Source organism: Alkalibacterium gilvum (genome assembly GCF_900109085.1).
In the GTDB taxonomy this organism is placed as follows: Bacteria; Bacillota; Bacilli; order Lactobacillales; family Carnobacteriaceae_A; genus Alkalibacterium; species Alkalibacterium gilvum.
In genome coordinates, this window is record NZ_FNYW01000032.1 from 1 (window position 1) to 24,903 (window position 24,903).

Consider the following 24,903-nt stretch of genomic DNA (forward strand, 5'->3'; position numbering starts at 1 on the left):
CATTGAATGGTACGTTTTTGGATACTATCTATTTCGTAGCCTTGATCTTTATACTCTTGGATCAATTCTAAATCAATTTGTTTAAAAGCTGCACAGAGTAGTTCTTGGACAATCTGTTGGAAAAGTATTTCTAAAGCTAATTCAGCTTCGAGTAATGTGTCTTGTTCCTTTAATATTTTGATGATTTTTGATATAATTTTATTCATAAGAAGACCTCTTTCTCTAGCGTTATCGTTATCTCTAGATTAAGGGTCTTCTTTCTTTTTGTCCAGACCGATATTTTTCTGTTCCGACATTAATTTTACACATAGTTCTTTTTTGTTTAATCTATTCACTTTACGCTTAATTTTTGAAACGATTAAAAAAGCCTTCAGTTTTATCTTTAAAGAATGATGCACCTTCTTTTAGTAAGTCGCCGGCTTTTTCCATGCCGTCTGTTACCTGTTCAAGAAAGGTTTGGTTTTGCTCATCTTTGTACTCTTTTCCAGCTTCCTCAACTAGGAAGGTTGTTTTTTCGGTATGTGGAAGAATGCCTTCCATTTGATTTTTTAGTACCATACCAATTCCGTTTGAACTATAGGTGCTCAAATGATAAGCGTTATTGTCATAGCCTGCCCAACTGGTAACAACAACATCTGGCGTGTAGCCTACAATCCACTGGTCATTAACACCTACATCAGTATCGGTTTGAGTTGTTCCTGTTTTTCCTGCAATCTGGTAGCCAACAGGTTGATTGTTTTTTGCAGTTCCTGATTCAAATACACTTAGTAACATGCTGTTCATTTCATCAGACACTACTTTTGATAGAACGCGCGTTTCTTTAACTTCTGTGTTATCAACCACAATAGCTCCTGTAGCATCCACAATTTTAGTTATGAAATGTGGATGCGCCCTGACACCATCGTTTGAAAACACACTGTACGCACTTGCAACTTCTAAGGGTGAAACACCTTTGTTCCATCCCCCACCTAACGCAAGTGTTCCAAGCGTTCTTTCACTGCTGTCAACATCAATACCGAAGCCTTTCAACTTACTGACGCTTTTTTCAATTCCAATTTCATTTAGCAACCAAACAGTGGGTGCATTTAAACTATTGGATAACGCATCGTACATAGGCACTTCTCCCTGATACGTTCCTGATAAATTAGTCGGTGTGTAATTCGACTCCCCATATGACAACTCTTCATCAGTTAGCATAGAATATGGAGTATACCCTGCTTCGATTGCGGGGGCATAGACCCCTAAGGGTTTAATAACAGAGCCTGGCTGCCTATAACTTTGTGTGGCCCTGTTAAGACCTCTAAATGTATAATCACCTCTGCCACCAACAACAGCCTTCACACCACCGTTTTTAGGGTCTAAAGCAATAGATGCACTCTGAGAGATTGTTCCATCTGGTGCTGTTTCAAATAAACGGTCTTTATCATATACAGCATCCATTTCTTGTTGGTAAGATTGATTTAATGATGTATAGATTGTATAACCATTATTTAGTAAATCTTCTTCTTCGATACCATAGTCATTACTCGCCTCATTTATCACTGCATCAAAGTAGTACGGATAACGGTAACTATCTTGACGATTATATTCATCAGATAAGACGAGTCCTTCACTTTGATAACTTTCTTTATCTTTTGTTGTTATTATTTCAGCATTTTCCATTAACTTAAGGACGACATTCCGACGCTCGATGGCTCTATCATAATCATCGATAGGATTATAATAACTAGGTGCTTTCAGCATTGCAGCAAGAGAGGCTGCTTCTGGTATGGTAACCGCGTCAGCAGTTTTCCCAAAATATTTTAAAGACGCATCTTCAACACCCCAAACGCCATTCCCAAAGTAAGCATTGTTTAAATACATTTCAAGAATATAATCCTTGCTATAATTTTTTTCTATTTCAATAGCTAAAAAGAGTTCTTTAAGCTTTCTCATGATGGTCTGGTCTGCAGATAAATAAGCATTTTTAGCCAGTTGCTGTGTAATTGTACTCCCGCCACCAACAATTTGACCTCTATTAATCACATAACCAACAGCTGCTCGTGTTAGCCCAATCGGATCAAACCCCTTATGTTTATAAAATCGTTGATCTTCCGTCGATATGACAGCATTTTTAATATTATCCGATATCTTATCTGTTTCGATATAGGTACCTTTTTGTGAGTAAAGCCTACCCGCTTCTTCGCCTGAATCATCAATAACAGTGGTTGGTTGAGTTAACCCGGCATGTAAAGAATCCACATCTGCTGTTTTCGCCAAGATAGCTAAATACACACTGAAAAACAAGGCCGTTGTTAGAGAAAAAAGAATTACCCATTTTGTTAAGTGTAGCTTCTTCCATTTTCTTTTTATCAAAAAGAAAATATGTTGTATTTTAGGCAATACTCTCGCTTTAAAACCACTGACGCTTCCCTTTATTTTATTTTTCATTTTATTTATATTCATAATTATCCCTCTATGCCTCAGATCATTATCTATTATATAAAGATTAACATATTTAAAGCGTTCGTCTATCCGACTTAAGGATGATAATTAAGCTTTTTAACTAACTTTCTCTGCTAATTCTTCTAAAATAGCTCTTATTTCTTTTTTGTCTCGAGCTCTAGCCCCACTTGCCAATGGGTGACCCCCACCATTATGTTTAGAGGCTATCGTATTAATGACAGGTTCTTTTGATCTTAATCTTACACGATAACCACCTTCTGACTGTTCTACAAAAACAGCCCATACTTTCACGCCCGCAATCTTTCCAAGGAAGGGAACAATTGGATGAGTATCACCGTCTTCGATGCCAAGTGTTTTTAAAAGTTCTTGGGTCAATACGATATGCAAGACACCTTTTTCAGATAAAGTAAAATTATCCAAAGTATATCCCATTAGTTTACTAGTTTGAGGTTCTATTTCATTCATTTTATTATTCAATTCTGTATGTGAGAAGTCAAAAGTCATTAACTCGCCTGCAATTTTCATTGTATACGGGGAGGCGCCATCATAAAGAAAGCGATTTGTATCTCCAACAATTCCCCCATAAAGAAGCCGTGCAGCTTTTTTAGTCATATTTATTTCATCTGGAAAGGTCAGCCATAAGTCAGCGATCATTTCGCTACAACTGCTGGCTCTTGTGTTAACCCATTCTACTTCTCCATATGGATCATCAAGTGGATGATGGTCAATTTTTATCCATTGTTTTGCCATTTTGTAGTTAGCCCCATCAATACGTTCGATGTTGGCAGTATCTGTTACTATAACAAGTGCTTCGTCATATAAATCTCTTTCTACATAGTCCATAGTGTCTAGATAATTCAAATGATCCACTGAAGTTCCCGTCGCATATACTGTTTTTTCTGGAAAGGTTGCTTTTATTATTTCTTTTAAACCACATTGAGAGCCTATTGCATCAGGATCAGGCCTTACATGTCGATGGATAATAATTGTTTCCCATTTTTTTATAATATCCCAAACCTCTTTTTTTATATTATAGTCCTGTGTGTTTTCAGATTTTAACATCATTAATTTCTCCTTTTTGCTGCTATTTTTTCTGTATAAGCTGACAGACAACCATTGCTTTTGCTGCTAATTCATTTTCCGAGAACACTTCTACATCTAATCTAGCTGAACGCCTGTTTTCATCAAAAATATGAGGCTTAATCTTTAATGAATTACCTAGATGTATCATATTAAAATAATGCAGATTCATTTGTTCCACAACTAGGTTTTTCTTTTTCATGTTTGATAAATAATTGTAAACAGACTCTGTTATCACTTCACTTAATACGCCAAACGATATCGTTCCCATGCTATCTATGGACTGAGGAGTGACTTGAAATACATAGCTGTCATCAACTGATTCCCTAATCATCTGGTTGATTTGATCAGCAATGGTGTCTCCTGATTGTGGTTGTTTTTGTACTGTCTGCATGGCCTTCATAATATCCTGGCGTGATATAATACCCAAAAGTGTCATATCCCCAGAAACGACCGGCATAACTTCTAGACCATCCCAAATCATTGTATGTGCGATAGAAGCGACGCTCATATATTTTTTGGCAAAATCTGGATTCCTAGTCATTACTTTTTCAATTTTCACAGAATCTTCTTGTCCTACAACATCCTTTGCAGTAACTATGCCAGCTAATCTCATGTCTGAAAGTACCACAGGGAACCTTGAATGTTTACTTTCTTGGTTGAGCATGCGATAAGTATAAACTGTATTTTCTTTTTTTAAATATTGTGTGCGTTCGATTGGTGTATAAATATTGTGCACTTGTAATATTTCTTTTTTTATTAATTGATCTGTCATTGCTCGGTTAATCATTGTTCCTACAGTGAATGTATCATAAGAGGTACTTATTAAGGGTAGTTTTTTTTGATTTGCTAATTGAATAACGTTGCTACTTGGCTCGAATCCTCCTGTAATCAAAACTGCTGCCCCGTTTTGTAGTGACAGTTCTTGCGCCTTATCTCTATTTCCAACAATCATCAATGATTTTTCAGAAATATAGCGAAGCATCGCCTCTTCTGTCATTGCACCTATCATAAATTTCGTTAACGTTTTATCTAATCCCAATGATCCGCCATGAACTTCTCCATCAATAATCTTAACAATCTCTTTATACGTAAGGTTTTCTATATTTTCATTGCTTTTTGATTCAATTCTGATGGTCCCAACTCGCTGGATTGTAGACACTAATCCCACATTATCTGCTTCCTTGATTGCACGATAAGCTGTCCCTTCGCTTACATTTAATTCTTTTGCTATCAAACGAACAGATAATTTTTCCCCTACTGGTAACGCCTCAATAAATGCTAAAATCTGTTCATGTTTTGTTTTCATTTAAAATCAGTTTTCCTTTCTATAGGTTATGTATCCCATAATCGTAAAGGGATATTTTCAAAAACAATAGAATCGAGACCCGTTACTGTTATCCCTAAAAGTCTGACACTTAAATCCTGACTTTCCTCTTCCCAAATAGATACTGCAATCTGAAATAACATCTCTTCAGTATCGATGTAATCAGGAAAGGTTCGCCTCCTTGTATATGTTTGAAAGTCTTCATACCTAATTTTCAATACGACCGTTTTTCCATGTTTTTGCTTTTTTTTCATATTTTTCATTACTTTAGTAGATAACTCTCTCAAAGCGCCAACAATATCATTTTCTGAATTCAAATTCTGAGAAAATGTTGACTCTTTTCCAATAGATTTCGGCTCACGGTTATTTTTCACTTCACTATCATCAATGCCCCGTACTTTTCTGTAAAGCGAGTGTCCCATTTTACCAAAGTGTTTAACTAATTCTTGTTCTTCTTTATTGTATAAATCCTGTCCATTAAAGATATCTATTGCATGCATTTTTTCCACAGATTTCTCTCCGACACCATGGTATTCTTCTATAGGGAGTTGTATCAAGAAATCATGTGCTTTTTCGGGTGGTATAACAGTTATCCCATTCGGTTTATTATAATCTGAAGCAAGCTTAGCTAAAAACTTATTATAAGATACACCTGCTGAGCAAGTTAATTTTAGTTCAGAATAAATGTCTTCTCTTATCTTTTCAGCGATAATTGTTGCACTCTTTTGATTGATGTGGTTCGTAGTCACATCAAGATATGCTTCATCAAGGGATAAGGGTTGTATTTTATCAGTATAGCGTTTAAATATTTCATGCATTTTAGTAGATGTCACCCTGTATTGCTCAAAGTCAGGTGGAACAAATAATGCTTTAGGGCTTAATTCAAAGGCTTTTTGTGCACTCATTGCAGAGTGAATACCGTATTTTCTAGCCTCATAATTGGCTGTGGTTACAACGCCACGACCTCCTGTATCTTTTGGATGTTTAGCAATAACTACGGGTTTATCAGCAAGGGAAGGATTTTCTCTTATTTCTACCGAAGCATAAAATGCATCCATATCAATATGGATGATTTTCCGTGAGATATTCTTTTTTGGTTCATCAAATATTAACATACCATAGCGCATGTTTCTCACTCCTACCCTTACTAACTGTTAGACATATTATACTAAAAAAACATTGAAATAACGAACAGTTCTCAAAAAAAAATACAGTTATTTTATATAAGAAAAAACAAGCAGAGTTTCGAGACTCTACTTGTTCTTATCTTATTATCATCTTAACAAATCTTCGAATTCCATCTCATCAAGAGATGATACATTATATACCTGCGCTTTAAGTGAAGCATAATTGAAATAATCATTAATATTGATTGACATGATATCTCTTACTTCTTGATAGTATCTTTCAGGTTTGTGATGTTTCCATAAAAAGTGGATACAATAATCCCATAAATCTTCAAGAGTAACTTGATCATAGCCATTCTGTTTAAACTCATTTACTTTTTGATTTAACCAGACATCATATCGGGAACATTCTTTAGATATCGCGTTCAAGAGTTTACCTCCTTCGACTAATAGAAAAGGGTGTAAAGCAAATGTCCCTTATATCTACTCGCCGTCAACTGATTCTTCTGGGGTATTTGTTCCTAATTCTTCAGCTTGAGTTGATGTAACTGCTTCAGACTTAGTAACGATTCGTGCAACTGCACGGCGTTCAAACGTTAAATAGATGCCTTCACAATCAATAACTACTGTATTTTCTGGTTCAGTAATTTCATCTACAACACCATGTAAACCTCCTATTGTAACAATAGAATCACCTTTTTTTAATGAGTTCAACATGTTCTGAGTTTCTTTTGCTTTCTTCTGTTGTGGTCTGATCATCAAGACATACATTAATCCCATAATTACAACAAAAGGTAGTATTGCTCTAAATAGTTCCATTAAAACATTCCTCCGTAAGATTTTAAATTTATCGTGCTGAACATTAATGACACACATATTAATTAATCGTATTAATATGTCACTATACACCTTAGCAAATTTCAACCTAAATTACTAGGAAAAACAAAGAACTTTAAAAGTTTTTTGCATTGGGTTCATTATATCCATATTCCTCAAAAAACTGATTTTTGAATTCCAGTAAATTATCTTCCCTGATAGCTTGACGAACATTTTTCATTAAATTGAGCAAGAAATACAAATTATGGTAGCTTGCTAGTCTAAGTCCTAATGTTTCATTTGATTTAATCAAATGTCTCAAGTAAGCGCGCGTATAATTACGACACGTATAGCATTCACACTTTTCATCCAATGGTCTATAATCTCTAGCATAGGCAGCATTTTTAACCACTAGCCTTCCCTTACTCGTCATTGTTGTCCCGTTTCTTGCAATGCGCGTAGGAAGAACGCAATCAAACATGTCAACGCCTCGCATGACGCCTTCGATTAGCGCATCAGGCGTTCCAACTCCCATAAGATAACGCGGTTTATTTTCAGGCAGTAGTGGTGTTGTAAAATCAAGTACCCGATACATTTCAGATTTTGGTTCTCCAACAGATAATCCACCAATAGAATATCCAGCAAAGTCCATGCTTGTTAAATCTTTTGCAGACTGCTTTCTTAAATCTTCAAAACCTGCTCCTTGAACGATACCAAATAATCCTTGTGAATTTGGTTTTTTGTGTGCATTAAGACCTCTTTCAGCCCAGCGTGACGTTCGCTCAACAGATTTTTTAACATAATCATAGCTTTCGTCAAAGGGCGGGCACTCATCAAAGCTCATCATGATATCCGGACCTAATTGATTTTGAACATTAATGGCTTTTTCAGGTGATAAAAAGAGTTTTGAGCCATCTAAATGACTTCTAAAATGCACGCCTTCTTCTTTTATATCCCGAAGATCTGATAAGGAAAATACTTGGAACCCGCCTGAATCCGTTAGAATCCCCTTATCCCAGTTCATAAACTCATGGAGTCCACCGGCTTCTTCAACGATATCTGCACCGGGTCTTAGCCATAAATGGTAGGTATTACTTAATATAATCCCCGCTCCCATTTCTTCCAATTCTTCAGGCGCAATCGTCTTCACCGTCGCTAATGTCCCTACTGGCATAAACATTGGTGTTTCGAACGTACCATGTGGTGTAGTTATTTTCCCAAGGCGTGCTCCCGTGTGCTTTTCTTTTTTTTCTAATTGATACGTGACTGGATGATCACTCATTTTAATTGTCTCCTAATCTAGTTTTTTTATTTAACAAACATCGCATCACCGAAGCTGAAGAATCTATAGCGCTCATCTACAGCATGACTATAGGCATTTAAAACAAACTCTCTTCCGGCAAATGCGCTGACGAGCATAAGTAGTGTTGATTTTGGCAGATGGAAATTAGTTAGGAAAGCATCTACAGTATTAAACGTGTATCCAGGAGAGATAAAAATATCTGTCCAGCCACTCGCCGCTTTCAAAACGCCAGAATTATCTCGTCCTATTGTTTCTAATGTGCGAATAGATGTTGTACCTACAGCGATAATACGCCCACCTTTTTCCTTTGTGTCATTTAATTTTTTTGCAGATTCCTCTGAAAGTTGATAAAACTCTGCATGCATTTCATGTTCATCAATATTTGAAACACTGACTGGGCGAAATGTTCCAAGTCCAACATGCAGTGTTAAAAATACAATCTCAATGCCTTTTTCTTTTACTCTATCAAGAATTTCTTCTGTAAAATGCAAGCCAGCTGTTGGTGCGGCAGCGGATCCATTTTCTTTAGCATAAACTGTTTGATAACGCTCCTGGTCATCGAGACGTTCTTTGATGTAAGGGGGTAATGGCATTTCACCTAAGGATTCCAATGTTTCAAGAAAGAGACCTTCGTATGTGAATTCTACTATTCTTCCTCCATGCTCAAGTTCCTCTATAACTGTTGCTTTAAGTCTTCCATCACCAAAGGAAATAGTCGTGCCTTCTTTTGCCTTTCTGGCAGGCTTCATTAATGTTTCCCATTGGTCTCCTTGAGTATTTTTAAGTAGGAGAACCTCCATATGAGCTTTTGTTTCTTCCTTTACTCCATGTAAGCGCGCAGGAAGTACACGTGTATTATTCATTACCAAAGCATCGCCTGGATTTAGTTCATCTAAAATATCATTAAATTGCTGATCTTTTATTTCTTTATTTTCCTTTGATAAAACCATCATTTTAGACGCAGAACGATTCTTTAAAGGTGTTTGTGCTATTAATTCTTCTGGTAATTGAAAATCAAAATCTTCAGTAGATAAACCCATTCTGTTTCTCCTTTATATATAATCAATCATTTATTAAAAAAGTTAGGTCAAGATGTTCATATGCTTTAAGTGTAGCCATTCTACCTCTTGATGTCCGTTGAATAAAGCCTTCTTGCAGAAGATACGGTTCAACCATATCCTCTATAGTATCGACTTCTTCCCCAATATTGGCCGATAAAGTATTTAAACCTACAGGCCCACCTTCGTAAAGTTTGATTAATGTCGTTAAAAATTTCTGGTCAACGATATCTAACCCTTCATGATCTACTCTCAGTAAATCTAAGGATTGAGATGCAATTGTTTCAGTTACTATTCCTTCACCTTTAACCTCAGCATAATCACGCACTCTTTTTAGTAGCCGGTTGGCAATTCTAGGCGTTCCTCTAGATCGACGTGCGATTTCAAAAGCGCCTTTCATATCGATTTTTGTCTCCAAGACTTTAGCCGACCTCAATACAATATCTTTTAATTCTTCTTTCTGATAGTATTCCATGTGTGCTAAAATACCAAAACGATCCCTCAGCGGTGCAGATAGCGAGCCTGCACGTGTCGTTGCCCCTATCAACGTAAAGGGAGGCAAGGGGAAATGAACAGGATGTGCGGTATCCCCTTGTCCGACTATAATATCTACATAGAAGTCTTCCATTGCAGAATACAACATTTCCTCTGCAATCCGAGGCATACGATGGATCTCATCGATAAATAAAATCCCTCCCGGCTCTAGATCATTTAAAAGTGCAACAAGATCTCCAGGTTTCTCAATTGCTGGTCCACTCGTCGTTCTTATTTCTGCATCCATTTCATTAGCGATAACCATAGCCATCGTTGTTTTTCCAAGGCCGGGCGGTCCATACAGGAGGACATGGTCTAACGCTTCTTCCCTTTTTTTGGCAGCTTCAATATAAATAGCCAGTTCTTTTTTTATTTTTTCCTGACCAAGGTAATCTACTAACAACTGTGGTCTGAGTGTTTTTTCAAGAGAAAACTCATTCTCATTTAAAAGCTGATCAGAAGTGATGTCTTGATTATCTTCCATATCTTTCTCCTTTTGCACGCTTCGGATAAGATTATTTCTTCATTAATTTACTTAATGCTTCTCTTATATATCCATCCGTCGTTAGTTCTGTCTTCATATCAATCTGCTTACGTACTTTCTTAACATCCCGTTGAGTATATCCTAATGCAAGCAAGGCTTCCATCGCTTCCTCAAATGCGTCATTATTTAAATCCGCCGTTGAGGTTTCTGTAGGGAATAAATTTATTTCTGATGTATCAAACTCTTGCAATTTCCCCTTTAAGTCAAGAACGATTTGAGCAGCTGTTTTCTTACCCACTCCTGGAAATTTAGTTAAGTATGTTTTGTTTTCTTCCTCAACTGCTTTAATGAAGCCACTATGATCTTCATTTGCTAAAATTGCTAGTGCTGATTTAGGCCCAATACCTGATACGTTAATTAATTTTAAAAATAAGTTTTTTTCTTGCATTGATGCAAAGCCGAAAAGATTCATCGCGTCCTGTTTAACATCATGATAAATATACACAGTTTCTTCATTATGTAAATTGTCAGAGAATCGGAACGGATTAGCCATCAGTACTTTGTAACCAATATTATTAGACTCCAAAACAACATAGCTTGGATAAATATGTTTAATGACTCCTTTTATGTATTCATACATATAATTGCCTCATTCCATATAGTGTCAATCTACAGTATTATAACATAAAAACATCTGTTCATTAAATAACTCTCTGAACAGATGTTTCTGTATTATTTATTTTTCAGTAAGTGATACTTTATTCAGCTTATTTAAATTCTGCTAAATATTCCTCATAACCTTTTTCCTCTAACTTAGATGCCGGAACAAATCTCATAGCCGCTGAATTAATGCAATAACGCAGTCCGCCTTCTTCCTTGGGGCCATCTGTGAAGACATGGCCTAGATGAGAATCCGCCTCTTTACTTCTGACTTCTGTTCTTTCCATACCAAATGATTTATCTCTTTTTTCTTTAATTATTCGTTTCTTGATTGGTTTTGAAAAAGAAGGCCATCCGCAACCAGCATCATATTTATCTTTTGAGGAGAATAACGGCTCCCCACTTACGACATCGACATAGATACCTTCTTCATAAAATTCATCGTATTCTCCAGTACCCGGTCTCTCAGTTGCATTATTCTGTGTGACTTCATATTGCTCTGATGTTAACTCTTTTTTCAATTGTGCTTTATCTTTATATTTATTCATCATTTTTCTCCTTTGATATTACTTGAAAATATTTCCTAATACGTCTTTGGCCTTATCGACTGCATTATCTCCATTATCAGATGTATTGCTGGTATTATCAGAGCCACCGAAAACTGAAGATAAGATATCTCCATAGTCAGAGGTTGAGGACTGCTTTTTAACATTATCTGTCAATCCACCAAGTAATTGTGATACGCCTGAACCAGTAAGTGACTGACTGTTTGAGCTGCGTTTAGCAATCATACTTAAAGCCAGAGGTGCAAGCATGGATAGCACGGATTTAACTTTTGATGTCTCGGCACCTGTTTTTTCCGCAATTTTCTCTTCAACCTTTTGTTTCTTGGAGCCAAATGCCATATCGAGTAAGTGGTTCCCTTCGCTTTCATCTGTTTTTTCTAATAAGTGATTTAAATTTTCGGTATTGTCATCTGCATGCTTTGAAGCACTGCTAGCAAGTTCTTCTGATGCTTTCGTATCTTTTGACGTCTGCTTGTTCAAGCCGTCCATAATCATGGGTAAACCCATTTGAGCGATTTTCTGAACGGTTGACGTATCTGTATTTGCTCGTTTCGCTACTGAACTCATCGTGTCATTGTTTCCTAATTGATTCATAATCATTGATACAATATCCATTCTAAAACTCTCTTTCATAAATTTGTTCGTTTGCTTAATTATAATTATAAGGAATCCCACTACATTTTATCAATTAATTAAACTTGTTATCCGGATAACAACAGAAAAAAAGACTCTCAAATCAATGAGAATCTTGAATTCGTTTAAACATTTTCTCCATGTCCATTGTGGTGAAATTTACTGTAACCGGTCTCCCGTGGGGACAATTATAGGGGTTTTTGGTGTATCTCAATTGCCGTAAAAGTTCTCTTGCTTCTTCATCTGATAAATAGTGATTGGCTTTGATCGAACGTTTACAACTCATCATAATGGCAGTGGCTTCACGAAATTTATTGACTGTCAGTGTCGATTTTTCTAGGAAGAAATCAATCATTTCTTTTATCGTACCCTCAACCTGTCCAGCCAGCATCCACGTTGGGTGCTGCCTTATAATGAAACTGTTTTGTCCGAAATCCTCAAGATAGACAGAAGCTTCTGCCAGTTTATCTTTGTTGTCTCTTATGATAATCGCTTCATTAGAAGGATATTCGACAACAATCGGAATGAGAAGTTCTTGAAGTTCTGTACCGGTTTGGTCGATTGTTTCCCTAAAATACTCGTATTTTATACGTTCTTGAGCGGCATGCTGATCAATGATGTATAAGCCCTCTTCATTTTGAGCAAATAAATATGTCCCATGCATCTGACCGATATAATCTAATTCAGGAAACTGCTCTATCTGTTTAGTCTTTTCGTTCTCTTTTTCGACTGTTTTAAGTATCGGTTCTTTATGTCTCATCTCACTCGTATAGAGATTGCTGTTTCCATTATGGCTATCAGCATTAGTATTCATATAATGATTATAAGATTCATCCACAAATTTATTAAATCCAGTAGGTTCTTTTACTGTTTTGTCTTTATTCACACTATTTGACGTGTCACGCGTGGTATTTTCTTGAAAATCAAAGCGCGTTTGTTCCTCTTTGGGTTCTTTCCATGAACGTTTATTGCGTTGATTCAAGTTATCCAGAGCGTTCGGGATTCTAACTTCTTCGTCCATCCGCTTACTTATAGCCGAACTGATCAGTAGTCCAAGTTCTTTCTCATTACTAATACGGATCTGGTGCTTGGTTGGATGTACATTTACATCTAACAGCTGTGGATCAAGGGTGACATTAATAACAGCAATAGGATACCGACCCACCATTAATTTTGAGCCAAAGCCTTCAGCAATCGCCTTGTTCAAAGCATAATTTTTGATGTATCTTCCATTGATAATTACAGTAATATATTTGTTATTAGATCGCGTCACATCCGGTAATGATACATAGCCAGTCACTGTGAAATCAAAGGAAGTTTCTTTGACTTCACACATTTTTTTGGCAATATTTACACCATACACACCAGCAATGGCTTGTTTTTGCTCACCATTCCCGGCTGTTTTAATCATTATATTCCCATCAGAAACAAGTTTGAAAGCTATTTCTGGATGAGCCAAAGCTAAACGGTTTACTGTATCATTAATATGTGCCAGTTCGGTCTGTAATGTCTTCACGTATTTCAGTCTGGCAGGCGTATTGTAAAAAAGTTCTTCAACTTTTATATTTACTCCTTGCCGAGACGAGGAGGCTTTTTGTTCAATGACCTCGCCACCGTGTAGAACAACTTGGGTTCCAGCTTTATCTTGTTCAGCAGACTCAAGTGTAATTTTGGAGACGGAAGCAATACTCGGTAGTGCTTCCCCTCTAAAACCTAACGTTCGTATCCTGAATAGCTCTTCATCTGTAATCAGTTTAGATGTGGCGTGCCGTTCAAAAGCTGAAACCACTTCTTCTTTGGAAATCCCCTCACCATCATCAATCACTTGAATACTTTTAAGCCCTGCTTCTTCAACAAAAATTTCAACTCGTGTACTTTTAGCATCGATGGCATTCTCCATAAGTTCTTTAACAACCGAAGCTGGCCGTTCGATCACTTCACCCGCTGCAATTTGATTGGCTAAAGTTTTAGACATGATTTGTATTTTAGTTGTCATTTTAGTTTCCCAACTTTCATTACTTGTCGCTTAATTTCTGCTGCAATTCATTTAGGATTTGTATAGCATCCAACGGTGTGGTATTTAAAATATTCATCTTCTCAATTTTTCCGATAACATCTTGTACATTTTTATCAGGTGCTTCAAATAAATCCAATTGTTTTTGAGTCGTGTTTAATTTTTCTTCTTCAACAACATGCGTGGGTTGTTCTTCTTCAACCATATGTTCTTGTTTCATTTCAAGTTCTTTTAATATATTCTCCGCACGCTTTAGTAAAGGAGCTGGTAATCCTGCCAATTTAGCCACCTGTACACCGTAACTTTTATCAGCAGCACCAGGAAGCATCTGATGAAGGAATACAAGTTCACCATCCTCTTCCACTGCGCCAACATGAACATTCTTTAGTCTAGGTAAGCGTTCATCCAAAACTGTCAATTCATGATAGTGTGTAGAAAATAGCGTTTTAGCCTTTATTTCATCGTGAACGTGCTCGATAATCGCTTCAGCGAGTGCCATTCCGTCATACGTCGCGGTCCCTCGTCCAATCTCGTCGAACAAGAGCAAACTCTTGCGCGTTGCGTTCGCTATGGCCTGATTGGTTTCAGTCATCTCGACCATAAAAGTACTTTGTCCACCAATCAGATCATCCATTGCACCAATACGCGTATATAAGCGGTCAAAAATCGGTAAGCTCGCTCTTTCAGCAGGTACAAAACAACCCATCTGCGCCATAATGATTGTGAGAGCCAGTTGACGCATATACGTACTCTTACCTGACATATTCGGCCCGGTTATTAAAAGGACAGCTGTGTCATCCACTAATTCAACGTCATTTGGGACATACGTCTGTTCTCCCATCACTTTTTCCACAACAGGATGTCTGCCCTTATAAATTGCTATATCTTGGCTATCAAGTGAGAATGTGGGTCTTACATAATTATATTCTTCACTTATTGTAGCAAAACTTTGGAGGACATCAATATGGGCAATGACTTTCGCTAACTTTTGCAAACGATCGATCTGATCCTTCACCTGATCTCTAACACCTGTAAATAATTCATACTCCAGATTTTTAGACTTTTCTTCTGCTTCCAGTATCAACGATTCCTTTTCTTTCAATTCAGGTGTGCTGTAACGCTCAGCATTCGTTAGTGTCTGTTTGCGTTCATAACGCCCTTCTTCGAGTTTAGCCACATTAGCTTTGGAAACTTCTATATAATAACCAAAAACCTTATTAAAACCGATTTTCAAGTTTTTAATTCCAGTAGCTTTCCGCTCTTTTTGTTCCAGTTCAGCCATCCACTGTTTACCACTGGTCATCGCTTCTTTATATTTATCTAGTTGTTTATTGTATCCAATTTTTATAATTTCTCCATCTGTAATCGATAATGGCGGCTCGTTTTCAATAGCATGGTCAATAAGTTCTTTAATATCTTGAAGGGGATCAAGCTTATCTAAGTAAGTTGACCAGTTCCCCTCATTATTGAGTAGCTGCACAATGTCTTTGATAAGCGGAATTTGCTCTAGCGAACGCTTTAACTGAACGAGATCACGCGCATTCACTGTACCAAATGCCGTACGCCCGGCTAATCTTTCTAGATCATAAACATTTTTAAGGATTTCCTTTAAATCATTTCTTTCAAAAAAATGATTAAGTAAACTTTCTACATAATCCATCCTCTCTTCAATTTTACTTTTTTGGATTAGTGGTTTGTCCAACCAAAATTTCAGCATACGTCCACCCATGGCAGTTTTGGTTTCATCTAAAAGCCACAGAAGAGTCCCATTTTTAGTCCCATCTCTTAAAGATGCAGATAATTCTAAGTTTCTTCTCGCTTCCTGCCCAAAAATCAAATATTGACTTGTTTCATATTCTGTAATTTCTTGGAAATGATCTAATCGTCTCATTTGCGTTTCAGATAAATAAGAAAGCATCATGTCAATAACGGGTTTGAGTTCTGACTCTTTAAACTGAGAGGTTAAATGGGTTAGGTTGTGTGTGATGTTTTCTTTTGAAGCATGAGAGATTGATATATTCCATCTGGTCTTCAGGTTTTCCTGCATAGTTAAAAGTTTTCCTGGAAGAAATACCACTTCCCTACAACTCAAAGAAGTCAGCTCGCTGATTGCTTCATTAACTCCTTCAACACGTGTTACTTTTAATTCGCCTGTAGTCAAATCAGCCAAAGTGATCCCTACACTGTTCCCCAGTTCCATTACTGCCGCGATGTAATTGTTTTCTTTAGCATTAACTGTTTTTGACTGCATAACAGTCCCTGGTGTGACAACTTGGACAACTTCGCGTTTCACCATACCTTTTGTTGTCTTTGGATCTTCTACTTGCTCGCAGATAGCTACTTTATGCCCCATCTCTATTAAAGTATCAATATATCCTTTTGCTGAATGATGGGGAACCCCACACATAGGAATCTGTTGATCTGCATTTTTATTTCTGCTTGTTAAAGTCAATTCCAACAAACGAGAGACTTCAACGGCATCTTCAAAAAATAATTCGTAAAAGTCGCCTAATCGATAAAATAGATAGGCATGCGGATATTGCTTTTTCATCTCAGTATATTGCTGCATCATGGGTGTTTGTTTAGTCTTTTGTGGCACTCGTATCACTCTCTCATAAATTTCTATAATTAAAACAACGATGTCTTATCATCTATTCAAATAGGGTTCAGTTTTCTTTACTTTATCAGCATCATAATTTATTTAAATAAAGCAGACATTCAGCCTACTTCTTACTACACCAGTTAATTCAAATATTTAAAGTAACTGGGTCCTGATTCTATGTAATATCGCTTCTTTTTCTACTTAGTACATTTTACCAGTATTTGAAGTATAAAATCAAAGTGGAGTTTTTTATAGCATTATGGTGATATACTTTAATACCATATATTTTTCATCTATAAACTTTATTTTATAGTAAAAAGGTCAGTCAAAAGATAAACTTTCTTGACTGACCTTTTATTAATTTTTATTTAGCATATTCAACTGCTCTAGTTTCGCGTATAACCGTTACTTTAATGTGACCAGGATAGTCCATTTCATTTTCGATTTGCTTGCGTACATCTCTAGACAACTTGGATGCCATATTATCATTTAATTCATCTGGTTTAACAATGATTCTAACTTCTCGTCCAGCTTGAATTGCATAACTTTCTTTGACACCTTTAAAGCTGTTAGAGATTCTCTCTAGATTTTCAAGTCTTTGTAAATAATGCTCCAAGGATTCACTTCTTGCGCCCGGTCTTGCAGAAGAAATAGAATCTGCTGACTCGACTAGGACGGCAATAACTGATGTTGCATCAACATCACCATGATGGGATGCAATCGTATTGATAACTGTTTCATTTTCTTGATATTTCATTGCTATCTGAGCACCAATTTCGACATGCGAACCTTCGACTTCACTGTCTAAAGCTTTTCCTATATCGTGAAGTAGTCCAGCGCGCTTGGCTAATTGAATATCTTCGCCTAGCTCAGCAGCCATTACACCAGCAAGTTTTGCGACCTCGATTGAATGACTCAACACATTTTGACCATAACTTGTTCTAAAGTGCAAACGTCCGATTACTTTCATCAAATCAGGATGAATCGAATGAATACCTAATTCAAACATAGTTTCTTCACCGATTTCTCTGATCCTCTCGTCCATTTCTTTACGTGATTTCTCAACAGCCTCTTCGATTCTACCTGGATGGATGCGTCCATCAGATATTAATTTCTCCAATGCCATCTTAGCAACTTCTCTTCTGATTGGGTCATAACCACTTAAAACAACTGCTTCAGGAGTGTCATCGATAATTAAATCCATACCCGTTAGACTCTCAATCGTTCGAATATTACGTCCTTCCCGTCCGATAATACGACCTTTCATATCATCATTCGGTAGGTTGATAACACTGACAGTTGACTCAGTAACCTGATCAGCAGCACAACGTTGAATCGCCTGAGTGATAATGTTTTTAGCTTTTTTATCAGCATCAAATTTTGCTTGATCCTCATAACGTTTCACCATAATTGCCATATCATGTGTTACTTCTTCTTCTGCTTGTTTGAGGACGATAGATTTTGCCTCTTCTTCCGATAAACCTGCAATAGTTAGAAGTTTTTCATTCTGTTCTTCTAATAGTTCTTCTGCAGCTTGTTCCAGCTCTTCCACTTTTTTCTGACGTGCAGATAATTTATCTTCTCTGCTTTGCAATGAACTTTCCCTTTTATCTATAGTGGTCTCTTTACGCTCTATGTTATCTTCACGCTGCGCAATACGATTTTCTTGTCGAGACACTTCAGACCGACGTTCTTTTAGCTCCCACTCTATTTCTGTTCGATAAGAATGGATTTCTTCCTTCGCCTCCAGCAACGCTTCCTTTTTCAAAGTTTCAGCTTCTTTATTTGCGTCTTCAATAATGTTTTCAGCTGTTTGTTTAGAATTAGCTAATCTTTTTTCAAAACTTTGTTTCGTAAAAATAGATCCTGCGACTAAACCAATTATTAAAGTAACGATAGCGGCGGCTATTGAAAGTAAGTCCATCTAATCACCTCCGTATCATTATTTAGTTTTCATGCAATAAAAATTATCCGATATTTCAATATCTGATAATATCATATTTAATTTGTAGTACACGATGACGTTTACTCGAAAAGCAAAGCAACATACTAAACTAATTTTATAGTTCTTTCGTTCTTCTGTCAACATTGATTTTATACAAGTACATTTATTTCAATATTATATCTCGTAAATAGCGCTTTAAAAAAGGATTGAATGCCTAACCCACAAATAAGTGAGGATAGGCATTCAATCCAGCTATACTTTTCTAGTCTAACTTCTATTCTTCAGTTGCTGCTGCTTCTTCCTCTTCAGTTTTCTCTTTTACATCAGATTCATCACCAACACCATAAGCTGTTCTGACTTGTTTTTCGATTTCAATTCTTAGATCAGGATGCTCTTTCAAATACTTCTTAGCATTTTCTCGTCCTTGCCCTATTCTTTCCTCTCCGTAAGAGTACCATGCTCCAGCTTTTGTAATAATATCTGCATCAGCTCCCATATCAACAATTTCTCCAATTTGGGAAATCCCTTCACCATACATAATATCAACTAAAGCTATTTTAAATGGTGGTGCTACCTTATTTTTAACTACTTTAAGTTTGGTACGGTTACCCGTCATATCTGATCCAGACTTAATAGATTCTCCACGTCGTACTTCTAATCTTACAGTAGAATAGAACTTCAACGCGCGTCCACCTGGTGTGGTTTCAGGGCTACCAAACATAACCCCAACTTTTTCACGTATCTGATTGATAAATAACGCTATTGTCTTTGTTTTATTAATTGAACCAGATAATTTACGTAAGGCTTGAGACATTAAACGGGCCTGTAGTCCGATATGTGTATCGCCCATTTCACCGTCAATTTCGGCCCTAGGTACTAAAGCAGCAACTGAGTCGATAACAACAATATCTACAGCACCACTAGAGACAAGTGCATCTGCTATTTCCAATGCTTGTTCCCCAGTATCAGGTTGAGACAGTAGCAATTCATCAACATCTACGCCTAAGGCTCTTGCGTATTTAGGGTCTAAAGCATGCTCAGCATCGATAAAAGCAGCAATTCCCCCATGAGCCTGAACAGAAGCAATAGCATGAAGTGATACAGTTGTTTTACCAGAACTTTCTGGTCCATAAACTTCGATAATACGCCCTCTTGGATAGCCGCCTATACCTAAAGCAACATCTAGTGCTAAAGACCCACTAGGAACGGTTTTTACTTGAGTATCAACTTTTTCTCCCATTTTCATTATTGAACCTTTTCCGTATGCTTTTTCAATTTTTTTCAGTGCTGTTTCTAATGCTTTTGCGCGATCATCTGCCATTTATTTTCCTCCTACAATAATTACTATGTTCATTCGAGTCATATATTATTTACTCTCTATATTTTAATCTTCCACGATAAAAAAATCAAGTCTTTTTCGAACATTTATTCGCTTTACTGAAGTTTAGTAATATTATTATTCTTTATTATTGACGTTATTGATGTCATTAATATCTTATATTTATTCAGTTTATCCTTCCTCTACCATTATCACCTCTTCAAAATTATTTTGGCTTGCAAACTCTGAGTGTTTGATTATTTGAAATAATAACTACTGTTAGTTAACTAAACCCAAAAATACATGTTTAGTATTAGAATTCACAACCTTCCCAAATGAAAATTTATTGCAACTGTGATAAATTTTAGTTTGCACTTTTAGTCCTCCTAATATAACTATTGTCAGTTTAAAAAAAATCTCACTTTTTATTTTAAAAAAAGTGAGATTTTTTTGAGATATACGATAAATGCAAACATAAAAGAACCATAACGCATTTAGTTCTATATCACTAGAGCAACCATGTGTAATGTAATCTATAATGTTCACCGACTTACTTATTGGTGAATTTATCGGTAATCTATTTTGGACAAATATTATTCCACTCAAAGATTAAAGAGACTAGGAAAATTAAATCCTAGCCTCTTAGCTATTAATTATTAAATGTTCCTTTAAAAACAAAACGGGCTTCATAGAAATACAATACTCCGGAATAGATAGTGAAAAACAAACAAATATATAACAATAAAATGCCCACCGGTATGCCTGTAAATGCTAGTGGAAAATCATCAAGAAATAGGAATATTATAGCGAACATCTGTGTATTAGTCTTTATTTTTCCAGGCCAGCCTGCTGCCATAACTTGGCCACCCTGTTCAACTAATAATAAACGTAGGCCTGTGACCGCTAATTCTCTAGAAACTATAATCGCAACAATCCAAGCAGGGGCTAGCGATAATTCTATCAAGAAAACCAAAGCTGTCATGACCAACATCTTATCTGCCAGAGGATCAGCAAACTTACCAAAATTAGAGACGACATTCATTTTTCTCGCCAAATATCCATCCAACCAATCTGTAAAGCTAGCCACAGAAAAGACTATTGCCGCAATTAATAGTTTAAGATCAATAGACGATGATAAAACTTCGAGCGTCCCCAACTCAAATGGTAATATTAAAATTATAATAAACACTGGGATTAAAAATATTCGAAAAAGTGTGATTTTATTGGGTAAATTCATTATAAAAAAGCCTCCTGATTCCTAAAAAATAGACCAGCTGTATAACTTTAAAAACTGGTCTAAAGATATTTCTTTATTCAAATTCAATTATAACCTCTTGCCTAACTGCTTCAGTTTCTGATGTGTTGTAGGGTACTTCTTGACCATTCAATTCAATAGTCGTCACTGATGCATTCCCGACTACGATATTAATCTTCGAATTACTATCACCTGTAGGTCCAGATAAAGATTCACCATCTTTAATTGTTCCTTGAGCAGTTTCACCATCTATCGTGATACTTGACCAAGAATTACCTCCATTTGCCTTTAGTACAACTGCGCGCTCAGATGGCTTGAGGCCTGATACAGAATATGTCGTAGATGTTTCTGTGCTACTAACTTCAGTCAAAGTCTGATCTTGTTTATCATTTGTTTCTTCTGCTGGTTCTTCTTTATCTTCAGTCTCTCCAGATTCAGTTGATTTATTTGTGATTTCTTCATTACTCGTTTCTTCATCCAGCTCATTAGATACTTCATCATTATCAGCTACCTCTATAACGTCTGATGATTCATCTTCGTTAATAAATGAATCAAGTTGATCGTTATCGCCAGCTGTCACAGCTAAGTATATAGCGAATACGATGGCTATTACTAAAAGAACAATGAGTATTGTAGGAAAACTATCTTTTATTGTAGCTAAAAAACCACTACTCTTTGTTTTTTTACGTGTTTGTGTATTTTGAACATTTTGTTTATAGTTTTCGTTATTTGTTTCTGGCAATGCATCCATATGTTCATTAATCAAATCTTCACCATTTAAACCAACAGAATCAGCATATTGCTTTATGAAAGCGCGCGCATAAAAACTTCCTGGTAAAATATCAAGATTTCCTTCTTCGACAGCAATTAAATAGCGTTTTTGAATTTTAGTTTTCTGTTGTAAGTCATCAAGGGAATAGCCTTTAGCTTTTCTTGCTTCTTTAAGTTTATCTCCAATTTCATTCAATCGATTTCACCTACCTACTATAGTACTTTAATGAATTAGTTTAGTTAAAAAATTATAAATATTAGTTTCATTAAAATGAATATCTTCCTCTAAAAGTATACCACACGAGATAAGTCGAGTATAGAGCATCTATCACATTATAACCAAAGGACTTGAACATTTTTTAAAATTATACAAACATAGTTAATTCGCATTCTAAACACTTTACAGGGTATTAATACTTATGAAATAAAGGTAATTGTTTATACTCATCCTAACAATATCTTCGTACATATTAACATAATGTTTTTAAGTTTCAAGGCTATTTTCTTTAGTAATAAGCTATAGGTTATTTCACAAACTATATAAAAAAAACGAGACTTTAATAAAAGCTCGCTTTTTCTTATTTACTTTACAAAATGTAATAGTTCATCTACTTTATCTGTGACTTCCCATGGTAATAAAATATCCGTTCGTCCAAAATGTCCATAGGCAGCTGTTTGCTTAAATATAGGCTTTTGAAGATTAAGCATTCTAATGATGCCAGCCGGTCTTAAATCGAATATCTCTCTAACAGCATTAATTAATACCGTATTAGAAACTTTTCCCGTTGAAAATGTATCTATAGAAATAGAAACAGGTTGCGCCACGCCTATAGCATAAGCCAACTGAACTTCAACCTTTTCAGCCAGTTCTGCTGCAACAATATTCTTTGCAATATATCTAGCAGCATAACTTGCAGAACGGTCTACTTTTGTCCCATCTTTTCCAGAAAAAGCTCCGCCTCCGTGTCGTGCATATCCACCATAAGTATCCACAATAATCTTTCTTCCAGTTAATCCAGCATCCCCCTGGGGTCCTCCGATAACAAAGCGTCCAGTTGGGTTGATATAGAACTTTGTTTCTTGATCAATATATTTTTTCGGCATAACTGGCTTAATTACTTTTTCCATTAAACTATCTTCCAATAATTTATGTGTTATATCTGGATGATGCTGTGTACTGATAACTATTGTGTCTATACGAAGCGGTTTATCATCACTATCATATTCAACAGTAACCTGCGCTTTTCCATCAGGTCTCAGAAATTTCAACTCTTTATTCTTTCTGACTAATGCTAATTGTTTTGTTAATTTATGACTTAAAGATATTGGAAGTGGCATCATCTCTTCCGTTTCATTGGTTGCATAGCCGAACATTAGACCTTGATCGCCAGCTCCAATTTTATCTAATTCATCATGTACTTCTGACTTGTATTCCACTGAATCATCAACACCGACTGCTATGTCAGGTGACTGATCGTCAATTGAGACAAGCACAGCGCATGTATCCGCATCAAAACCATACTTAGCACGCGTATAGCCTATTTCACGAATAGTATCTCTAGCTATTTTTTGCATATCAACATAGGTTTCAGTTCTAATTTCACCTGCTATTAATACCAGTCCTGTTGTTACAATTGTTTCACACGCGACACGAGCTTCTGGATCTTTTGCCAAAATTCCATCTAAAATAGCATCACTGATTTGATCAGCTATTTTATCTGGGTGACCTTCTGTTACAGATTCAGATGTAAATAGTTTTTTCTCAAACATTAATATTCCCCCTTTATTCTCCGGTTACAAGGATTCTAACCATGTTGGTCGTCCTATCGGGAATGCATTGTAAACCTATATCATTCTAACATATATCTACAAAAATTTCATTGGTTATCACATAATCATCCTCTAAAATCATCTATATACATGGCATTTCTTAGTTTCATCAACGTTAGTTTACGTAAAACCTGTATAACAAAGCGCTATTACTGTACAACCTAAAAAGCCAAAAAGTATAAAGAATTAACTTCATACCTTTTGGCTTTTATCTTAAATGGCGCAAGACAGAATCGAACTGCCGACACACGGAGCTTCAATCCGTTGCTCTACCAACTGAGCTACTGCGCCAACTATATTCCAAAGAATAACGGTCCCGACGGGAATCGAACCCGCGATCTCCTGCGTGACAGGCAGGCGTGATAACCGCTACACTACGGGACCTTTAATTGGTAATAGTATCACTTTAATTATGTAATTAAAGTTAAGTAATAAGGAGGATGTGGGATTCGAACCCACGCACGTTTTGACACGCCTGACGGTTTTCAAGACCGTTCCCTTAAGCCGAACTTGGGTAATCCTCCAGTAAAATAGCATACAATACTTTATCTGCTGTATAATGACCCCTACGGGATTCGAACCCGTGTTACCGCCGTGAAAGGGCGGTGTCTTAACCACTTGACCAAGGGGCCTAAAATATTAAAAACGGAGAAGGAGGGATTTGAACCCTCGCGCCGGCAAAACCGACCTACACCCTTAGCAGGGGCGCCTCTTCAGCCACTTGAGTACTTCCCCATACCAAATAAATTATTGATATGAATGGGCCTAAGTGGACTCGAACCACCGACCTCACGCTTATCAGGCGTGCGCTCTAACCAGCTGAGCTATAGGCCCTAACATTTTCCTATTATATATATTACATATATAAAGCGGGTGAGGAGAATCGAACTCCCGACAACAGCTTGGAAGGCTGTGGTTTTACCACTAAACTACACCCGCATCTTTAAACTTTACGGTCCCGACGGGAATCGAACCCGCGATCTCCTGCGTGACAGGCAGGCGTGATAACCGCTACACTACGGGACCTTTAGTTTCCTGCATAATTGTGTTCATTGCGGAGGCAGGACTCGAACCTGCGACCTCCGGGTTATGAGCCCGACGAGCTGCCAACTGCTCTACTCCGCGATAATTAATA

19 protein-coding genes, 9 tRNA genes, 1 pseudogene and 1 riboswitch are annotated in these 24,903 nt (G+C 36.6%); all 29 genes and pseudogenes read right to left on the minus strand.

Annotated elements, in window-relative coordinates; genetic code table 11:
• Positions 1-206, minus strand: a pseudogene (locus BMX83_RS07950) (hypothetical protein); the annotation flags it as partial.
• Between the two features lie 136 nt (positions 207-342).
• A complete protein-coding gene (locus BMX83_RS07955) occupies positions 343-2,445 on the minus strand; it encodes a PBP1A family penicillin-binding protein (protein WP_091635723.1) in 2,103 nt (700 codons plus the stop codon).
• A 96-nt stretch (positions 2,446-2,541) separates the two neighbouring features.
• Entirely contained in the window at positions 2,542-3,507 is a 966-nt protein-coding gene (locus BMX83_RS07960) for a DHH family phosphoesterase (protein ID WP_091635726.1), read from the minus strand.
• A gap of 22 nt (positions 3,508-3,529) precedes the next feature.
• Positions 3,530-4,834 carry a DRTGG domain-containing protein gene (locus BMX83_RS07965; protein WP_091635728.1) on the minus strand — a complete coding sequence of 435 codons (1,305 nt, stop codon included), beginning with the start codon at positions 4,832-4,834 and terminating at the stop codon, positions 3,530-3,532.
• Between the two features lie 26 nt (positions 4,835-4,860).
• Positions 4,861-5,979: a DNA polymerase IV gene (gene dinB, locus BMX83_RS07970; protein ID WP_091635731.1), complete on the minus strand. Its 1,119-nt coding sequence runs from the start codon at positions 5,977-5,979 to the stop codon at positions 4,861-4,863.
• Positions 5,980-6,126: 147 nt separating this feature from the next.
• Positions 6,127-6,408 (minus strand): post-transcriptional regulator, encoded by a 282-nt coding sequence (locus BMX83_RS07975; protein WP_245746651.1) that lies wholly within the window; start codon positions 6,406-6,408, stop codon positions 6,127-6,129.
• Between the two features lie 54 nt (positions 6,409-6,462).
• Positions 6,463-6,798 (minus strand): preprotein translocase subunit YajC, encoded by a 336-nt coding sequence (yajC, locus tag BMX83_RS07980; protein ID WP_091635733.1) that lies wholly within the window; start codon positions 6,796-6,798, stop codon positions 6,463-6,465.
• A 133-nt stretch (positions 6,799-6,931) separates the two neighbouring features.
• On the minus strand, positions 6,932-8,077 hold the full coding sequence (tgt, locus tag BMX83_RS07985; protein WP_091635736.1) for a tRNA guanosine(34) transglycosylase Tgt: 1,146 nt from the start codon (positions 8,075-8,077) through the stop codon (positions 6,932-6,934).
• Positions 8,078-8,103: 26 nt separating this feature from the next.
• Entirely contained in the window at positions 8,104-9,138 is a 1,035-nt protein-coding gene (gene queA, locus BMX83_RS07990) for a tRNA preQ1(34) S-adenosylmethionine ribosyltransferase-isomerase QueA (protein ID WP_091635739.1), read from the minus strand.
• Positions 9,139-9,160: 22 nt separating this feature from the next.
• Complete coding sequence (gene ruvB / locus BMX83_RS07995) at positions 9,161-10,156, minus strand: Holliday junction branch migration DNA helicase RuvB (RefSeq protein WP_091635772.1); 996 nt, start codon at positions 10,154-10,156, stop codon at positions 9,161-9,163.
• 49 nt (positions 10,157-10,205) lie between these two features.
• On the minus strand, positions 10,206-10,814 hold the full coding sequence (ruvA, locus tag BMX83_RS08000) for a Holliday junction branch migration protein RuvA (protein ID WP_091635742.1): 609 nt from the start codon (positions 10,812-10,814) through the stop codon (positions 10,206-10,208).
• A gap of 127 nt (positions 10,815-10,941) precedes the next feature.
• Positions 10,942-11,382 (minus strand): peptide-methionine (R)-S-oxide reductase MsrB, encoded by a 441-nt coding sequence (msrB, locus tag BMX83_RS08005; RefSeq protein WP_091635745.1) that lies wholly within the window; start codon positions 11,380-11,382, stop codon positions 10,942-10,944.
• Between the two features lie 18 nt (positions 11,383-11,400).
• Positions 11,401-12,015, minus strand: coding sequence for a DUF937 domain-containing protein (locus BMX83_RS08010; protein WP_177170545.1), 615 nt, complete (start codon positions 12,013-12,015; stop codon positions 11,401-11,403).
• A 121-nt stretch (positions 12,016-12,136) separates the two neighbouring features.
• Positions 12,137-14,029: a DNA mismatch repair endonuclease MutL gene (gene mutL / locus BMX83_RS08015; protein WP_091635750.1), complete on the minus strand. Its 1,893-nt coding sequence runs from the start codon at positions 14,027-14,029 to the stop codon at positions 12,137-12,139.
• A 19-nt stretch (positions 14,030-14,048) separates the two neighbouring features.
• A complete protein-coding gene (mutS, locus tag BMX83_RS08020; RefSeq protein ID WP_091635753.1) occupies positions 14,049-16,646 on the minus strand; it encodes a DNA mismatch repair protein MutS in 2,598 nt (865 codons plus the stop codon).
• A 367-nt stretch (positions 16,647-17,013) separates the two neighbouring features.
• Positions 17,014-18,573 carry a ribonuclease Y gene (gene rny, locus BMX83_RS08025; protein WP_091635756.1) on the minus strand — a complete coding sequence of 520 codons (1,560 nt, stop codon included), beginning with the start codon at positions 18,571-18,573 and terminating at the stop codon, positions 17,014-17,016.
• Positions 18,574-18,868: 295 nt separating this feature from the next.
• The gene (recA, locus tag BMX83_RS08030) at positions 18,869-19,915 is read right to left on the minus strand and encodes a recombinase RecA (RefSeq protein ID WP_091635758.1); all 1,047 of its coding nucleotides are present in this window, start codon (positions 19,913-19,915) and stop codon (positions 18,869-18,871) included.
• A 646-nt stretch (positions 19,916-20,561) separates the two neighbouring features.
• Positions 20,562-21,149: a CDP-diacylglycerol--glycerol-3-phosphate 3-phosphatidyltransferase gene (pgsA, locus tag BMX83_RS08035; protein WP_091635761.1), complete on the minus strand. Its 588-nt coding sequence runs from the start codon at positions 21,147-21,149 to the stop codon at positions 20,562-20,564.
• Positions 21,150-21,222: 73 nt separating this feature from the next.
• Positions 21,223-22,134, minus strand: coding sequence for a helix-turn-helix domain-containing protein (locus tag BMX83_RS08040; RefSeq protein ID WP_091635765.1), 912 nt, complete (start codon positions 22,132-22,134; stop codon positions 21,223-21,225).
• Positions 22,135-22,520: 386 nt separating this feature from the next.
• The gene (metK, locus tag BMX83_RS08045) at positions 22,521-23,708 is read right to left on the minus strand and encodes a methionine adenosyltransferase (RefSeq protein ID WP_091635767.1); all 1,188 of its coding nucleotides are present in this window, start codon (positions 23,706-23,708) and stop codon (positions 22,521-22,523) included.
• Positions 23,706-23,786: riboswitch (SMK box riboswitch) on the minus strand. Its footprint overlaps the gene before it by 3 nt.
• A 200-nt stretch (positions 23,787-23,986) precedes the next feature.
• A tRNA-Phe gene (locus BMX83_RS08050) sits at positions 23,987-24,059 on the minus strand.
• Positions 24,060-24,079: 20 nt separating this feature from the next.
• Positions 24,080-24,152, minus strand: a tRNA-Asp gene (locus tag BMX83_RS08055).
• Between the two features lie 50 nt (positions 24,153-24,202).
• Positions 24,203-24,292: transfer RNA gene (locus tag BMX83_RS08060), tRNA-Ser, on the minus strand.
• 36 nt (positions 24,293-24,328) lie between these two features.
• Positions 24,329-24,400, minus strand: a tRNA-Glu gene (locus BMX83_RS08065).
• Between the two features lie 14 nt (positions 24,401-24,414).
• Positions 24,415-24,503, minus strand: a tRNA-Ser gene (locus BMX83_RS08070).
• Between the two features lie 25 nt (positions 24,504-24,528).
• Positions 24,529-24,602 (minus strand) — tRNA-Ile (locus tag BMX83_RS08075).
• A 34-nt stretch (positions 24,603-24,636) separates the two neighbouring features.
• Positions 24,637-24,707 (minus strand) — tRNA-Gly (locus BMX83_RS08080).
• A gap of 14 nt (positions 24,708-24,721) precedes the next feature.
• A tRNA-Asp gene (locus BMX83_RS08085) sits at positions 24,722-24,794 on the minus strand.
• Between the two features lie 26 nt (positions 24,795-24,820).
• Positions 24,821-24,893 (minus strand) — tRNA-Met (locus BMX83_RS08090).
• Between the last annotated feature and the right edge of the window lie 10 nt (positions 24,894-24,903).

Excerpts from the sequence above, each read along its gene's own strand:
- recA (WP_091635758.1), bottom strand. The coding sequence starts at position 19,915 with ATGGCAGATGATCGCGCAAAAGCATTAGAAACAGCACTGAAAAAAATT.
- pgsA (WP_091635761.1), bottom strand. The coding sequence starts at position 21,149 with ATGAATTTACCCAATAAAATCACACTTTTTCGAATATTTTTAATCCCA.
- BMX83_RS07965 (WP_091635728.1), bottom strand. The coding sequence starts at position 4,834 with ATGAAAACAAAACATGAACAGATTTTAGCATTTATTGAGGCGTTACCA.
- BMX83_RS08010 (WP_177170545.1), bottom strand. The coding sequence starts at position 12,015 with ATGGATATTGTATCAATGATTATGAATCAATTAGGAAACAATGACACG.
- yajC (WP_091635733.1), bottom strand. The coding sequence starts at position 6,798 with ATGGAACTATTTAGAGCAATACTACCTTTTGTTGTAATTATGGGATTA.
- tgt (WP_091635736.1), bottom strand. The coding sequence starts at position 8,077 with ATGAGTGATCATCCAGTCACGTATCAATTAGAAAAAAAAGAAAAGCAC.
- rny (WP_091635756.1), bottom strand. The coding sequence starts at position 18,573 with ATGGACTTACTTTCAATAGCCGCCGCTATCGTTACTTTAATAATTGGT.
- ruvA (WP_091635742.1), bottom strand. The coding sequence starts at position 10,814 with ATGTATGAATACATAAAAGGAGTCATTAAACATATTTATCCAAGCTAT.
- msrB (WP_091635745.1), bottom strand. The coding sequence starts at position 11,382 with ATGAATAAATATAAAGATAAAGCACAATTGAAAAAAGAGTTAACATCA.
- queA (WP_091635739.1), bottom strand. The coding sequence starts at position 9,138 with ATGGGTTTATCTACTGAAGATTTTGATTTTCAATTACCAGAAGAATTA.
- metK (WP_091635767.1), bottom strand. The coding sequence starts at position 23,708 with ATGTTTGAGAAAAAACTATTTACATCTGAATCTGTAACAGAAGGTCAC.
- BMX83_RS07960 (WP_091635726.1), bottom strand. The coding sequence starts at position 3,507 with ATGTTAAAATCTGAAAACACACAGGACTATAATATAAAAAAAGAGGTT.
- dinB (WP_091635731.1), bottom strand. The coding sequence starts at position 5,979 with ATGCGCTATGGTATGTTAATATTTGATGAACCAAAAAAGAATATCTCA.
- mutL (WP_091635750.1), bottom strand. The coding sequence starts at position 14,029 with ATGACAACTAAAATACAAATCATGTCTAAAACTTTAGCCAATCAAATT.
- BMX83_RS07955 (WP_091635723.1), bottom strand. The coding sequence starts at position 2,445 with ATGAATATAAATAAAATGAAAAATAAAATAAAGGGAAGCGTCAGTGGT.